The organism is Pseudarthrobacter sp. 05T312 (assembly GCF_056396685.1).
Genome location: NZ_JBFTLY010000008.1, coordinates 58,557 through 73,118, shown reverse-complemented (window position 1 = coordinate 73,118; position 14,562 = coordinate 58,557). Strand labels below are relative to the sequence as shown.

10 protein-coding genes are annotated in these 14,562 nt (G+C 66.2%); 9 read left to right on the top strand and 1 reads right to left on the bottom strand.

Annotated elements, in window-relative coordinates:
- The 9 genes from AC1DIP_RS12525 to AC1DIP_RS12485 all read left to right on the top strand — a co-directional run bounded on the left by AC1DIP_RS12525 (position 1) and on the right by AC1DIP_RS12485 (position 12,870).
- Positions 1–1,689 carry a thiamine pyrophosphate-binding protein gene (locus tag AC1DIP_RS12525; protein ID WP_477733928.1) on the top strand — a complete coding sequence of 563 codons (1,689 nt, stop codon included), beginning with the start codon at positions 1–3 and terminating at the stop codon, positions 1,687–1,689.
- Between the two features lie 156 nt (positions 1,690–1,845).
- Positions 1,846–2,340 carry a MarR family winged helix-turn-helix transcriptional regulator gene (locus AC1DIP_RS12520; protein ID WP_477733927.1) on the top strand — a complete coding sequence of 165 codons (495 nt, stop codon included), beginning with the start codon at positions 1,846–1,848 and terminating at the stop codon, positions 2,338–2,340.
- Complete coding sequence (locus AC1DIP_RS12515; protein ID WP_477733926.1) at positions 2,333–4,534, top strand: MDR family MFS transporter; 2,202 nt, start codon at positions 2,333–2,335, stop codon at positions 4,532–4,534. The genes AC1DIP_RS12520 and AC1DIP_RS12515 overlap by 8 nt, the downstream gene beginning before the upstream one ends.
- Positions 4,535–4,744: 210 nt before the next feature.
- Positions 4,745–6,478, top strand: a complete 1,734-nt coding sequence (locus tag AC1DIP_RS12510; RefSeq protein ID WP_477733925.1) for an ABC transporter ATP-binding protein — start codon at positions 4,745–4,747, stop codon at positions 6,476–6,478.
- Positions 6,475–8,556, top strand: coding sequence for an ABC transporter ATP-binding protein (locus tag AC1DIP_RS12505; RefSeq protein ID WP_477733924.1), 2,082 nt, complete (start codon positions 6,475–6,477; stop codon positions 8,554–8,556). The genes AC1DIP_RS12510 and AC1DIP_RS12505 overlap by 4 nt, the downstream gene beginning before the upstream one ends.
- Positions 8,557–8,594: 38 nt before the next feature.
- Positions 8,595–9,011: an acyl-CoA thioesterase gene (locus tag AC1DIP_RS12500; protein WP_477733923.1), complete on the top strand. Its 417-nt coding sequence runs from the start codon at positions 8,595–8,597 to the stop codon at positions 9,009–9,011.
- A 67-nt stretch (positions 9,012–9,078) separates the two neighbouring features.
- On the top strand, positions 9,079–9,336 hold the full coding sequence (locus AC1DIP_RS12495) for a PLD nuclease N-terminal domain-containing protein (RefSeq protein ID WP_477733922.1): 258 nt from the start codon (positions 9,079–9,081) through the stop codon (positions 9,334–9,336).
- Positions 9,337–9,407: 71 nt separating this feature from the next.
- Positions 9,408–11,639 carry an McrB family protein gene (locus AC1DIP_RS12490; RefSeq protein ID WP_477733921.1) on the top strand — a complete coding sequence of 744 codons (2,232 nt, stop codon included), beginning with the start codon at positions 9,408–9,410 and terminating at the stop codon, positions 11,637–11,639.
- Positions 11,626–12,870 carry a 5-methylcytosine restriction system specificity protein McrC gene (locus tag AC1DIP_RS12485; protein ID WP_477733920.1) on the top strand — a complete coding sequence of 415 codons (1,245 nt, stop codon included), beginning with the start codon at positions 11,626–11,628 and terminating at the stop codon, positions 12,868–12,870. Before AC1DIP_RS12490 ends, AC1DIP_RS12485 begins: the two co-directional genes overlap by 14 nt.
- On the opposite strand, the gene AC1DIP_RS12480 is transcribed toward AC1DIP_RS12485, so the two are convergent.
- Complete coding sequence (locus AC1DIP_RS12480) at positions 12,839–14,503, bottom strand: sensor histidine kinase (protein WP_477733919.1); 1,665 nt, start codon at positions 14,501–14,503, stop codon at positions 12,839–12,841. The two genes, AC1DIP_RS12485 and AC1DIP_RS12480, sit on opposite strands and share 32 nt — an antisense overlap.
- Positions 14,504–14,562 lie beyond the last annotated feature (59 nt).

Here is a 14,562-nt window from a genome sequence, read left to right as displayed (position 1 = left end):
GTGACGGAAATTGCCCCGCCGGCCCCGGCCTTGGGAAGCAGCGTCCGCAACGGCGGGGACCTCGTCGTCGAAACCCTCGAAGCGCTGGGGGCCAAGACTGTGTTTGGCATCCCGGGCCAGCACGCCCTGGGCCTCTTCGACGCCATGGGCCGCGGCAACCTGCACTTTGTCTCCTCCCGGGTGGAGAACAACAGCGCCTTTGCCGCCGACGGGTACTCCCGCGCCACCGGCGAAGTGGGCGTGCTATTCCTGTCCACCGGCCCCGGCGCGCTGACATCCCTCGCCGGGCTGCAGGAGGCCTACGCCACGGGCGTACCCATGGTGGTGGTGGCCAGCCAGATTCCGTTGGAGGGGCTCGGGGCCCGGCGCAAGGGCATGCTGCACCAACTCGATGACCAGAAGGCCTCCGCGGCCAACGTCACCAAGAGCCAGCGGCTGATCCAGCACGCCTCCGGCATCCCCTCCGCCATCCAGGACGCCTGGACCGAGGCCATCTCCTCCCCGCAGGGCCCGGTGTGGCTCGAGATCCCGCAGAACGTCCTGCTGGATCCGATCATGGTCCCGCCGGTGGAGGATGCTTTGGCCGAGGCCGCGGACAATCCGCCGCGGATCGAACTGGTGCGGGAGGCCGTGAAGTGGCTGGAATCAGCCAAGCGCCCGGCCATCATCGCCGGCGGTGGAACCCGCCGAGGGAAGGCGGAGAAGTCGCTGCTGTCCCTCGCGGAAAAACTCCGTGCGCCCGTCATCTGCACCCCGGGCGGCAACGGGGCGTTCCCCTGGAACCACGGGCTGTCGCTGCAGTCATGGATCGAGGACCGGTACATGACCGACCTCCTCGAGGACGCCGACGTCCTGGTGGTCATCGGGTCGTCCCTGGGCGAGGTCACCTCCAACTACTTCACCTTCGAGCCGCGCGGCAGGATCATCCAGATCGACGCCGAGCCCCGGGTGCTGGAGTCCAACCGGCCAGGCCTGGGGATCCGCGCCGACGCGGGCCAGGCGCTGGCGGCCCTGGACGCAGCTCTTGAATCCGGGCGGGCAACCATGCCGGACTGGCACGGCAGCACCCCGGAAGAGCTGGTCAAGGAGTCGCTTGCCAAGGTCCGCGCCAGGCTGGAATCGCAGGATCTTGCCAAAGAACTGAAGTTCATGGCGGCCATCCGGGAGGCCGTTCCGGCGGATATGCAGACGTTCTGGGACATGACCATCGCCGCCTACTGGGGATGGTCCTGCTGGGACGCCCGCGGAGGGCAGTTCCATTCAGCCCAGGGTGCCGGCGGCCTGGGTTATGCGTTTCCCGGGGCCATCGGCGCAGCGGTTGGATTGGAGACCATGGGCAGGCCCGGCCGGGTGCTGGCCGTCTCCGGCGACGGTTCGTCCATGTACTCCATTGCGGAACTGGCCACCGCCAGGCAGCACAACGTGCCGGTCACCTGGCTGATTGTGGACGACGGCGGCTACGGCATCCTGCGCGAATACATGGTGGGTGCGTTCGGCAAGGCCACCGCCACCGAACTGGCCCGTCCCGACTTCGTGGCGCTCGCCGAATCCTTTGGCGTGCCGGCCACCCGGGTGGCCCCGGAAGACGTGGGGGACGCGCTCCGGGCGGGGTTCGCTGCCGACGGGCCCAGCGTCGTCGTGGTTGAAACCCTCCTGAAGATGTTCGGGCCTACACATCTGGCGCCCTGACGCAGCCACCAACCGCGAGCTCCCCCATGTCCTGGACACCGTCCGCCGGACGTGGGGGAGCTGGTCATTTAAGGCGCCGCCAGGAACAACTTCGTTTCCCTAAGCAACCTTTTTCTGATACAGTTGCTTGCAGCAACTAATTCTTTAGGGAGCATCATGTCTGTCGCACCGGCCACCGCAGCCGACCTCGTCAGCCACATCTATGACCTCCAGCGTGCACTGCGCTGCGTCACCATGATGAACGTCAAAGGCCAGGACACCGGCATCGCCCTTCAAGGCGTGCTCAAGTTCATCGGCGAAGGGGAGACCCGCGCAGCGCACCTGGCCGAGCGGCTGGGGGTCAGCCCGCCGGTGCTCAGCCGGCATGTGGCCGAACTGGCGGACGCGGGACTGGTGCTCCGCACCCCGGACCCGGACGATGGCCGGGCCCAGCTGCTGGCACTTTCCCCGCGGGGCAAGGAGAAGCTGGCGGAGCTGGTGCGGCACCGGGCGGAAACGCTCCAGACGTACCTGTCCGACTGGAACGAGGACGACGCCGTTGCAACAGCCGCGATGTTGAACAAGCTCACGGCATCCCTGAAGAATTCCATCCGGGCAAGGGCGGCCGGAACAACCACCGAACAGAAAACGCAGGAGTCCATTAATGGCTAACGTCACCGCCGCCGCGGACCAGGAGCAGGAGCGCCAGCGCGAACGCACCGCCAGACAGGAGTCGCGGCAATCCAAGCGCCACGAGCCCGGCGCCCCCATGAACCACCGGCAGATCATGGAAGCCCTGACCGGCCTCCTCGCCGCCTTCTTCACCGCCATCCTCAGCAGCACCATCGTTGCCAACGCGCTGCCCACCATCATGTCCGAGCTCAAGGGCACCCAGACGGACTTCGCCTGGGTTATCACAGCCGCACTGCTGGCCAACGCGGCCACCACCCCCATTTGGGGCAAGCTCGCCGACCTCTTCGATAAAAAGGTCCTGGTCCAGCTCAGCATCGTGATCTTCGTTGCCGGCTCGGTCATGGCAGGTTTCTCGGAAAACATCCCGTTCCTGCTCACGGCCCGCGTAATCCAGGGCATCGCCATGGGTGGCCTGACCGCCCTGGCGCAGGCAATCATCGGCTCCATCATCCCGCCCCGCGAACGCGGAAAGTACTCCGGCTACATGGGTGCCGTCATGGCCGTGGGCACTGCCGGCGGTCCCCTGCTGGGCGGCTTCATCGTGGACAGCTCGCTGGGCTGGCGCTGGACCTTCTTTGTCTGCGTGCCGCTGGCCGTCGTCGCCCTGATCCTGCTCCAGGTCACGCTGAAGATCCCGCACGTCAAACGCCCCGCCAAGATCGACTGGTTCGGTGCCATCCTGCTGACCTCCGGCGTCAGCCTGCTCCTGATCTGGGTTTCCTTCGCCGGCAAGGCCGACTACTACGACTGGTGGTCCTGGCAGTCAGCCGTTATGGTAGGCGGCGGCGTCCTGCTGCTCGCGCTGCTGGTGCTGGTGGAGTCCAAGGTGTCCCAGCCGATCATCCCGCTGAAGATCATCTCGGAGCGCACCACCGCGCTGGCCATTGTCGCCTCTGTCGCCGTGGGCGTTGCCATGTTCGGTTCCTCCACCTTCCTGGGCCAGTACTACCAGGTGGCCCGCGGTGCCACACCCACCGAAGCCGGCCTGTTGACCCTGCCCATGATCGCCGGCAACCTGATCGGTTCGGTCGTCTCCGGCCAGCTGATCAGCCGCTACGGTAAATGGAAGCGCTTCCTGATCGGCGGCACCGTCCTGCTGATCGGCGGCCTGGCACTCGCCGGAACCATGGACCACACCACCGAACTGTGGCTGACCGGCCTGTACACCGGCATCTTCGGCATCGGTTTGGGCATGCTCATGCAGAACCTGGTCCTGGCCGTCCAGAACACGGTCCGCGCCTCTGACATCGGCTCCGCCAGCGCCTCCGTCGCATTCTTCCGTTCCGTGGGTGGCGCCATCGGCGTGTCCGTCCTGGGCGCCGTCATGGCCAACCACGTCAAGGACCTGGCTACGGATGGGCTGGCAAAGCTGGGCATCCAGGCCGGGGGCAACAGCGGTGCCACACTGGACCTGAAGGACCTGCCGGCGCCCATCGCCGAGGTCATGCGTGCGGCCTACGGTGATGCCACGGCCGGAATCTTCATGATCTCGGCCATCGTTGCAGTCGTGGCCCTCATCGCCGTCATCTTCGTCAAGGAAGTACCGCTGCGCAAGACCGTTGACATCACGCCGGAGAAGGCGCTTGAGGCCAACGCAGCCGGTGAGGCCGGCATGACCGCCACCATGACGGGGCAACTGCCCATGGTTTCCAGCGACGTGCCGGACGGGACGGCCGCTCAGCCCACAAGTGCACAGAGCTCCCTCCGTCCTGCCGCAGCGCCTGCCAAGGTGTACGACGGCGGTGCTGCCGCAGCGGCGGCGGCATCCGGCAGGGTTGCCACGGAGGACTTCGAGGAAGTCTTTGCACGGAGCTTCCGCTCCGAGGAGCTGGACCTGAGGTCCGCCGGCAGCGTGGACAAGGCTGCCGATGCGATCGCCAGTGCCGCGGCCACCCTGCAGAAGCTGCAGGACACCCAGCACCTGCTGGCGCGGCAGCAGGCCGAGCTCGGGACACTGGTGCTGGACATCCAGCAGCAGCTGCGCTCCCAGCAGGAAGTGGCGGCCGGGCAGGCAGCCACGGCGGCAGAGCTCAGCCGGCTGCAGCGCAAGCTCCTGAAAGAACGCAAGATCCAGGCAGCAGCTGCCCTGTACCTGGCCGGGCACGGCAAGCACAGCGCCGCCGCACCCTCCCCGTCCGGCGGGGAAGGTTCTGCCCCGGTAACGGGACAGTAAGCCAGTCCGTTTTGGGCTGCCACGCCCTGGACGGCACCGCATCAACGCCGCAGCCCGCACCTGGAGAACCCTCCGGGTGCGGGCTGCGGCGTTCCTGCGTGGGTGGGCACCCCCGTCCGCTGGAAACGACGTTTTAATTGAGACTTTGCAGTGGGGAATTATGCTTCCGCCGGGACCCAAATGTCGGTGGGCATTACTAGAGTTGAGTGCATGCTCCTCACCCTCATACGGCGCTATTCCAAACCGTACTTACCCTTCATCGCCGCCGTGGTTGTCTTCCAGCTCGCCGCCACCATCGCAGCCCTGTACCTGCCCAGCCTGAACGCCCAAATCATCGATCAGGGCGTGGCGCGGGGCGACACGGATTTCATCTGGCGGACCGGTGCCCTGATGCTCCTGGTGGCGTTCGCGCAGGTGGCCGCGGCCATCGCCGGCGTGTACTTCGGCTCGAGGACGGCCATGGCAGTGGGCCGGGACCTGCGCCGCGCCGTGTTCCGCAAGGTCACCAGTTTCTCCGCCAAGGACGTCAACGCCTTTGGTGCGCCCACGCTGATCACCCGCGGCACCAATGATGTCCAGCAGGTGCAGATGCTCCTCCTGATGGGGCTGAACTTCATGGTGGCCACCCCCATCATGTGCATCGGCGGCATCATCATGGCCCTGCGCGAGGACATCAACCTGTCCTGGCTGGTGTGGGTGTCGGTCCCGCTGCTGGCTGTGGTGGTGGGCTACCTGGTGGTCCGGCTGATGCCACTCTTCCGCTCCATGCAGCGGAAGATCGACCGCATCAACGCCGTGCTGCGGGAGCAGATCATCGGCATCCGCGTGGTCCGCGCCTTCGTGCGGGAACCGTATGAAACGGACCGGTTCGGTGCGGCCAACAAGGAACTCACGGATGTCTCGCTCCGCATCGGTGCCCTGTTTGTCCTCATGTTCCCGGCCATCAGCATGATCCTGCACCTATCCACCGCAGCCGTGCTCTGGTTTGGCGGGCAGCGGGTGGACGCCGGCGCCATGCAGGTGGGTTCGCTCACCGCGTTCCTGCAGTACCTGCTGCAGATCCTGATGGCCGTCATGATGGGCACGTTCATGGCCATGATGATCCCGCGCGCCTCCGTCTGCGCCGACCGCATCGGCGAGGTACTGGACGTCGAGCCCTCCATCCACGATCCAGAACGCCCCGAAGCCCCGGCTGCCCTTGCCGGGGTGGTGGAATACCGCAATGTGACGTTCGCGTACCCAGGAGCCGAGGCTCCGGTGCTAAGCAACATCAGCTTCACGGCCCGGCCGGGCCAGACCATCGCCATCATCGGCTCCACCGGCTCCGGCAAGACCTCCCTCCTGTCCCTGCTCCCACGGCTGTACGACCCCGCGGAAGGCCAGGTTCTGCTGGACGGTGTCCCCGTGGACCGGCTGGACCGCGCCGAGATCACCAAACGCGTGGCCCTGGTGCCGCAGCGTCCCTACCTGTTCTCCGGAAGCATCGAGCACAACCTCCGGTTCGGCAAGACCGAGGCCACCGACCAGGAACTGTGGGACGCCCTCCGGGTGGCGCAGGGAGAGTCCTTTGTCCGCGAGAAGAAAAACGGACTGGACTCCAGGATCTCCCAAGGCGGCACCAACGTCTCCGGCGGCCAGCGCCAGCGCCTTTGCATTGCGCGTGCCCTGGTGACCAAGCCGCGGGTCTACCTGTTTGACGACTCCTTCTCCGCCCTTGACGTCGCCACCGACGCCCGGCTCCGCGCCGCCCTCAAGCGCACCACCTCGGACGCCACCGTGATCATCGTGGCCCAGCGGATTTCCACCATCACCGAGGCTGACCAGATCCTGGTGCTGGACAACGGACGCATCGTTGACCGCGGCACGCACGTGGAACTCCTGGAAACCTCGCCTACCTACCAGGAAATTGTCGAATCCCAGCTGAGCGTGGAGGAAGTGGCATGAGCCCCCGCGACAAGAACCACGGCTCCGTGGAAGAATCCGCCCAGTCCCTCCCGCCGGCCGACGGCGAAGCGGAAGCAGCCGCCATCCTGCCTGAGGACGACGACTTCTTCGAGGAGGAATTCACCCCTTCCGAAGCCGACGGGGATATGTTCGGCGGGATGCCCGCCAAGAAGGCCCAGCACTTCTGGCCTTCCGCCAAACGGCTCATGGGCCTGCTGAAACCAGAAGCCCTGGGCATCTACGCGGTGGTGGGCCTGGTGGTGGTTTCGGTGGTCCTGAACGTGATAGCCCCCAAGATCCTGGGCCAGGCCATGGACGTCATTTTCGCCGGAGTGGTGGGCAAGCAGCTGCCGTCCGGCGCCAGCAAGGAGCAGTTCGTAGCGGGCCTGCGCCAGCAGGGCCAGGACAACTTCGCGGACATGGTCTCCCGGATGGAACTGGTGCCCGGCACCGGGATCAACTTCGGCAAGCTCAGCATGCTCATCGCCATCGTCCTGCTGATGTACTTCGTGGCCAACATTTTCATGTGGCTCCAGGGGTACGTGCTGAACCGCATTGTCATGAAGGTGATCCGGCGGCTGCGCGACGACACCGAAAGCAAGCTGAACCGGCTGCCACTGAACTACTTCGATACCCGGCAGCGCGGTGACGTGCTGTCCCGGGTGACCAACGACGTCGACAACATCCAGCAGGCGCTCCAGCAGGCGTTCGCGCAGCTGGTGAACTCAGTGCTGACCGTGGTGGGCATCGTGGTCATGATGTTCATCGTCTCCTGGCAGCTGGCATTGATCGCGCTGGTCGCGCTGCCGCTGTCCGGAGTGGCGGCCGGGCTGATCGGTGCGCGGAGCCAGAAGCTCTTCGCAGCCCAGTGGAAGAACACCGGGTCGCTGAACGGCCAGATCGAGGAATCATTCTCCGGCCACGACCTGGTCCGCGTCTTCGGCCGGGACGCGGACATGCTGGCACGGTTCGAGGAGCGCAACGAGGCGCTGTACAAGGCAAGCTTCGGAGCGCAGTTCGTCTCGGGAATCATCTTCCCCGTGATGCAGTTCGTGTCCTACCTCAGCTACGTGGGCATCGCCGTGGTCGGCGGCCTCAGGGTGGCCTCCGGGGCCATGTCCCTGGGCGACGCTACCGCCTTCATCCAATACTCCCGGGAATTCACGCAGCCGCTGGGCCAGATGGCTGGCATGGCCAACATGCTTCAGTCCGGCGTGGCATCCTCGGAGCGCGTTTTTGAATTCCTTGACGCCGACGAACAGGACGTTGAAACGGCCACCGAACACCTGCCCGCGAAGACCGACGGGCACGTGGACTTCAGGGACGTTACCTTCAGCTACAGCCCGGACAAGCCGCTCATCGAGAATCTGTCCTTTACCGCGGAGCCGGGCAACACGGTTGCCATCGTCGGGCCCACGGGAGCAGGCAAGACCACCCTGGTGAACCTGGTCATGCGTTTCTATGAGCTCAACGCGGGCTCCATCATGCTGGACGGTGTGGACATCACCCACCTCAGCCGCTCAGAACTGCGCTCCAAGGTGGGCATGGTGCTGCAGGATGCGTGGCTGTTCGGCGGGTCCATTTACGACAACATCCGCTACGGCAACCTTGAGGCCACCGAAGAGCAGGTCATGGCGGCTGCGAAGGCCACCTTCGTGGACCGCTTTGTCCGGGCGCTCCCCGAGGGCTACGACACCGTGATCGACGAAGAAGGCAACAACGTCAGCGCCGGTGAGAAGCAGCTGATCACCATAGCCCGTGCATTCGTGGCCAACCCGTCACTGCTGATCCTGGATGAGGCCACCAGCTCCGTGGATACCCGCACCGAGCTCCTGGTGCAGAAGGCCATGGCTGCGCTGCGCTCTGACCGTACCAGCTTCGTCATCGCGCACCGGCTCTCCACCATCCGGGATGCCGATACCATCCTGGTTATGGAGAACGGACGAATCGTCGAACAGGGCAACCACCAGGTGCTGCTCGCCGCCGGCGGGGCATACCACCGCCTCTACATGTCGCAGTTTGCGGGGACGGACGCCGCGGACGTGCCGGTGGATGATTCGACGGCGGTGCACAGCTGAGCGCGCACGGCGGCCAGCGGATCGAGGTGCTGGTGCCAATGCGCTGGGGCGACATGGATGCCTATGGCCACATCAACAACGTCCAGATTGTGAGGATGCTGGAGGAAGCCAGGATCGCGGCTTTCGGACCGCCGCGGGGCGCGGGCCTTCCCGGCATTGAACCACCCGTGTCCCTGTTCAACGACGTCCCCGAGGGCACCCTCGCCCTGGTGGTGGACCACAAGATCCGCTACGTCCGGACCCTGGAGTACCGCAACGTTCCGGCGGTGGTCCAGATATGGATCGGTGCCGTCAAAGGCGCCAGCTTCGACATCCACTACCTGCTCCAGGACCCCGTCACGCGGGAGGACTGCGTGAAGGCCAGCAGCCACCTGGCGTTCGTGGATGAGGCAACGGGCCGCGTGCAGAGGCTCAGCCAGGAGCAAAAAGACCGGATGGAGCCATACAGGCACTAAGACTCTGGCCCGGACTGCGCCGGACCCAGTGGACTGGAACCACGTTGTACAGCGAAAGGAAGCCGCCATGGCCAGCAATAAGAACCGTGCCGCCCGGAAGAAGAAGACCTGGAAGGAGATGTCACCCGGTGCCAGGATGGGCACCATTGTGACGGGCCTGGTTCAGGTTTCCCTGCTGGTTGCCGCCCAGCGCGACATCTCCCGGCGCCCGGCGGAACTGATCAACGGTCCCAAGGCCGCGTGGCGGGCGGCGTCCTTCGTCAATTTCATCGGTCCCATGGGCTACTTCATCTTCGGCCGGAAGCACTCCGCCACCGGCCAGTAACCCCGTCCGGCGGAAGGGCGGCCGGGTACCCGTGCAGCGGCCCCCCAGCTTGACCCTGTAAATTTGAGGGCATGACCCCCACTGCCACTGTTGCCATGACCCGCGCCCTCGGCATCTCCAGGGAGATCGAGGACGCGGCCTGGTTCGTACTGGGTCCGGGCCTCCAAGGCAAGGCCTCGCCCCTGGACGGCCGCACCAGGACGTGGTCAGTTCCGGCGGCAGCGGAACTGCTCGACCGCCTGGACCGCGGCATCGCGGACCCCAAAGCCCCGATGATGACCAACCTCCGCGAAAACCTGGACGGTGCCACCCGCGGGGCCAAACAGCTGGCCGTGGAGCTGCTCTTCCTGCAGTCCCTTCCGCTGGCGCACGAAGTGAAGTCCCTCAAGGTCAAGCGCGCCCGCGTGGCCGAAGCCGCCGGCTGGCTGGAACCGCCGCTGGAGCTGCCCGAAGAGCTGTACGCCGGGATGACCGACCATGGCGTGATCAGGGACCGGACCGCCGAATTCAACTGGACCATCTGGGACCACCTGAAGTGGCTGTGCCGGTTCGTGCGGAACGTTGCCCAGCGGCCGGCCGCCGTGGTGCAGGCGGCCATCAAGGACCCCCTGCAGTTCCACCGCCTCGCTGCGTCCACCCCTGACGACCAACCCGCCATCCGCCGAAGCATCGAATTCCTGGCCTGGCCCAGCTACTTCGAACCCGTGGTGGCGGACGTGGAACGCCAGGAGATCCGGGACGCGTTCGCCTCACTGGTGGGTGGGGCGAAAGGTGACGGGGAAGAGGACATCACCGCCGACATCCACCGCATCCGGCTGCACCTGGACGAGCAGGCCGGCCAGCGCATCGACTGGTACTCCCGCCAGCTGGTCAGCCAGTGGCGCAAGGTGGGCGACCCCGGCCGGCGCGCCTGGCTGCTCCGGACGCACAGCGACCACGCCGAGCTGCTCACCGCCTGGCACGGGGAAGAGAAGGTGACCCTCGACGTCGAGCATCTCCGCACGCTTGACCCCGGCGTGACCGCCGGCCTGGTGCAGCACGCCGTGGACGAGGATTACAAGCACCTTGGCTACGTGGAGCGGGAGGACACCAAAACCGCGGTCTTCGCCTTCCTGACCGTCATGAAGCCCGGGGACCTGGTGCTGTACCAGCACAACGGAACCGTGCGGCTGGGCGGAGTGCTGGGGGAGCCCGAGTACAACGACGACAACCGGCGCCTGCGCCGCAAGGTGCGCTGGTTCGACGACGGCCACACCACCACCAGCCTGCCCCGCCACGTCCAGCGCCAGCTCGCCACCCCGGGCATGGTGGTGGATCTGACCCGGGTGGTCCAGGCGCTGCAGGCGCTGCTGCCGGCCGAGGCCGAAACCGAGCCCGACGGCGACACGGACGGCACCGCCGTCGTCCCCCCTGTGCAGGAGGGCTTCCGCCCGCTGACGCAGGAATTCGCGGCCTCGCTGCACATGGAACTGGAGCCCCTCCAGGAGATCGCCGAGCTGCTGGAGGAGAACCGGCAGCTGGTCCTCTACGGCCCTCCCGGCACGGGCAAGACCTTCCTGGCAAAGCACCTGGCCGCCGAGCTGGCGGATGACACCACGGACGAACGGGTGAAGCTGGTCCAGTTCCACCCGTCCTACGCCTACGAGGACTTTTTCGAGGGATACCGGCCGGACAAGACGGACGAAGGCCAGGTGTCCTTCAAACTGGTGGCCGGGCCGCTGCGCCGGCTCGCGGAGGAAGCGGGGAAGCCAGGGAACGAGAAGAAGCCCTACTTCCTGATCATCGATGAGATGAACCGCGCCAACCTGGCCAAGGTGTTCGGCGAGCTGTACTTCCTGCTGGAGTACCGGGATGACCGGATCTACCTGCAGTACAGCCCCAACGAGCCGTTCACGCTGCCGGACAACCTCTACATCATCGGCAGCATGAACACCGCCGACCGGTCGATCGCCATGATGGACGCGGCCATCCGCCGGCGCTTCTCTTTTATCGAGCTGCACCCGCAGACGGAGCCGGTCAAGGGTTCCCTGCTCCGGTTCCTGGAGGCCCGCCAACTGGATACCACGCCGGCGCTGCTGCTGGACGCCCTCAACGGGGCCATTGACGAATGGGACCGGGACCTGATGATCGGCCCGTCCTACTTCATGAAGCCGGCCGCCCAGACCCCTGCCGGTCTGCGCCGGATCTGGAAGTACGAGCTCATGCCGCTGCTGGAGGAGCACTACCACGGCCAGCTGACGCGGGCCCAGCTGGAGGAGCGGTTCGGGCTGGACCAGCTGCTGGGACGCATTGCAGCGCGCTGACCCAAGGGCGTCCGTGCGGCACCTGGTCCTTGACGAGCTGTCCAGCGGGCTGGTGGAGCGGCTGGATGCACCCACTGCTTCCTTCCTGAATTCCAGCGGACTGGCCAAGGCCTCGCCCATGGGTATGGGGCTGTACCGGATCGAGCCGGTGGGCAAGGTGGGTTCGGTACGCACCTCCATGGTCCAGCTGGACGTCCGGCCCAAGGACCGCCTCGGGCTCAGCCGGCTCCTGTTCCTCCTCAGCTACGCGGGGGAGCAGGGGTTCCGCCCCGAGCTCGTGGCGGCGGACGAGGACCGCGAGCTGTGGAGCGCGCTGGCGGAATCCCTGGCGAAGCTGGCTGAGCGCGCCCTGGGCCGCGGGGTCCTGCAGGGCTACCTCACCGTCGACGAATCCCTGCGAACGGTCAAGGGCCGGATCCGGATATCGGACCAGATCTCGCGCCGCCCCGGCATGCTGGTTCCGCTGGAGGTCTCCTACGACGAATTCACCGAGGACATCGCCGAGAACCGGATCCTGCGCGCTGCCCTCGAACGGATGGGCCAGGTGCCAGGAGTCCGGCCCGAGGTGCTGGGCCGGCTGCGCCAGCTGAAGGGAAAGCTCGACGCCGTCACCCGCCTGCCAGCTGGAGCCCCGGTGCCGCCGTGGAAGCCCACCAGGATGAACCTGCGCTACCACGCAGTGCTGCGCCTGGCGGAACTGGTCCTCCGCAACGCGTCCGCCGAAGCCGGTGAGGGGAAACAGCAGACGGCGTCGTTCGTGGTGGACATGGCGCAGGTCTTCGAGGACTTCGTGGGTACGGCCCTGCGCAGCGCCCTGGCGTCCTATCCGGGAGAGCTGCGGCTGCGGTACAACGCCCTCCTGAGCGAGGCAGTACGCGATTCCGACCGGCTGTCCGTGCGCCCGGATGCCGTCCACATGCTCGGCGGACGCCCGGTGGTGGCCTACAACGCCAAGTACCGGGCGGCGTCGGATGCCGGCGCATCGTTGACTGCCGACCACTACCAAATGCTGGCCCACTGCACCGCGCTCGCCGTGCCCACCGCATGGCTGGTCTACGCCGGCAAGGGCGAGATGAAGCTCCGCCGCATCCTCAACACCGACATCGACATCATCGAATTTCCGCTGGACCTCAGCCAGCCGCCGTCGGCCATCCTGGCGTCCATCCGGGAACTGGCCTCCCAATCCTGGGGCGAGGTGCTCAGGACCGCTGCACTGGAACCCGGAACGTAAACGTCGTCCCCTCGCCCAGCGTGCTCTCCACGTCGATGGTCCCGCCGTGGGCCTCCACGATCGCCTTGCTGATGGGCAGCCCCAGGCCCACGCCCGGGATGGCGGTGCGCCGGACGTTGCTGGTCCGGAAGAACTTGGCGAACACCTCGGAGGCGTCCTCGGGGCTCATGCCCATCCCCGTGTCCCTGACCCGGCAGGCCAGATGGCCGTTTTCCCGTGCCAGCGACACCACAACCTCGCCGCCGTCGGGCGAGTATTTGATGGCGTTGGACACCAGGTTGTCCAGGACCTGGGAGATCCTGGCGCTGTCCACGCGGGCCTCCAGCCGCTCCGGGGTGTCCGCCCGCAGCTCCACGCCGGCGGAGGCCGCGCGCGGCAATGCCGAGGACACGCTGCTGCGCACCAGTTCGGCAACATCCACGGCGTCCGGCGAAACGATCAGCTGGCCGTTCCGGCTGGCCAGCAGGTCGGACACCAGGGTCAGGAGCCGCTCGGCGTTGCGGTGGATGATCTCCAGCATTTCCCGCTCGGGCACGTCCGGGTCATCAGCCAGGAGGATTTCCACATAGCCCAGGATGGACGTCAGCGGGGTACGGAATTCGTGCGAGACACTGGAGACGAAGTCGTCCTTGGCAGTGAGCGCGTTTACCAGGTCCGTGACGTCGCTGAAGACGACCACCGAGCCAGTGAAGTTGCCGTCGGAGTCCTTCATGGCACGTGCCGTGGTCACGAGTGCACGCTGGTCCTTCCCGTCGCCCAGCCAGACCAGGTAGTCGGTGAAGGTTTCCCCCAGCACGGCTCGGCGGACCGGACGTTCCTGGACGGGCACCAGGGTCTTCCGGTCCGGGCCGTAGACCAGCAGCTGCGATTCGTTGGGATCCGCGATGTTCTTTGGCCGGGCCAGTTCATGGTTGGCCCGCTGTTTCCGGTTCATCAGGATGTCGTGGCCGTCCGCATCGACAGCCAGCACCCCCAGGTGGACGGTATCCAGCACAGTGTTCAGCAGCGATTCCTGGCGCTTGCTGGTCCGCAGGCTGGCCCGCAGCAGCTCATCCTTCTCCTCCAGCTGCGTCTGCTGGCGCATCATGCTCAAGGTCAGGACGCTCACCGACACGCCGATGCCGAGCATCATGACGGGCAACAGCAGGGAACGGGCGAAGTCCTGCGGCGTGAAGTTCCCCTTCAGGAGCAGCGGCACCCAGATGATGGCCAGCGGACCAAGGAAAGAGAACCACAGTGCGGCCCGCGGGTAGTAGCCCGACGCGCAAAGCCAAATGACGGGGAACACTGCCAGCAGGCTGATTCCCGTCAGGCTTTCCTGGCCGCCTTCCCTGCCTGCGGCAATGGAGACAAAGTCCAGCAGCGGGATTGCCAGGAAACTGGTGTAGGGCAGCCGCTCCCAAGGGATGACATAGCAGAGCGCCATGATGGCCAACTGGGAGACGAGGAACGTGACGAACAGCGGGTTGTCCATCGTGTCGGGGAAAAATCCCCACATCAGCAGCGCCGTCAGGATGGTGGTCACGAACAACGGCATCTGGCTCAGCGCCACCCGGTCCGTCAGCCGGTATTCATGAAAAGGACGCCGAAAAAACCGGAGCCGTCCCGAGGACCAGGCGGTGGGGTTGCTCATGCGGCGGAGGACGCGGACGCGGGGCTGTGCGGGACCATACCAGCAGGATATCCGCAGCC

What these genes read in the sequence shown, in the direction of transcription:
- AC1DIP_RS12505 (WP_477733924.1), top strand. Translation starts at nt 6,475, where the DNA reads ATGAGCCCCCGCGACAAGAACCACGGCTCCGTGGAAGAATCCGCCCAG.
- AC1DIP_RS12510 (WP_477733925.1), top strand. Translation starts at nt 4,745, where the DNA reads ATGCTCCTCACCCTCATACGGCGCTATTCCAAACCGTACTTACCCTTC.
- AC1DIP_RS12520 (WP_477733927.1), top strand. Translation starts at nt 1,846, where the DNA reads ATGTCTGTCGCACCGGCCACCGCAGCCGACCTCGTCAGCCACATCTAT.
- AC1DIP_RS12480 (WP_477733919.1), bottom strand. Translation starts at nt 14,503, where the DNA reads ATGAGCAACCCCACCGCCTGGTCCTCGGGACGGCTCCGGTTTTTTCGG.
- AC1DIP_RS12500 (WP_477733923.1), top strand. Translation starts at nt 8,595, where the DNA reads ATGCGCTGGGGCGACATGGATGCCTATGGCCACATCAACAACGTCCAG.
- AC1DIP_RS12490 (WP_477733921.1), top strand. Translation starts at nt 9,408, where the DNA reads ATGACCCCCACTGCCACTGTTGCCATGACCCGCGCCCTCGGCATCTCC.
- AC1DIP_RS12515 (WP_477733926.1), top strand. Translation starts at nt 2,333, where the DNA reads ATGGCTAACGTCACCGCCGCCGCGGACCAGGAGCAGGAGCGCCAGCGC.
- AC1DIP_RS12495 (WP_477733922.1), top strand. Translation starts at nt 9,079, where the DNA reads ATGGCCAGCAATAAGAACCGTGCCGCCCGGAAGAAGAAGACCTGGAAG.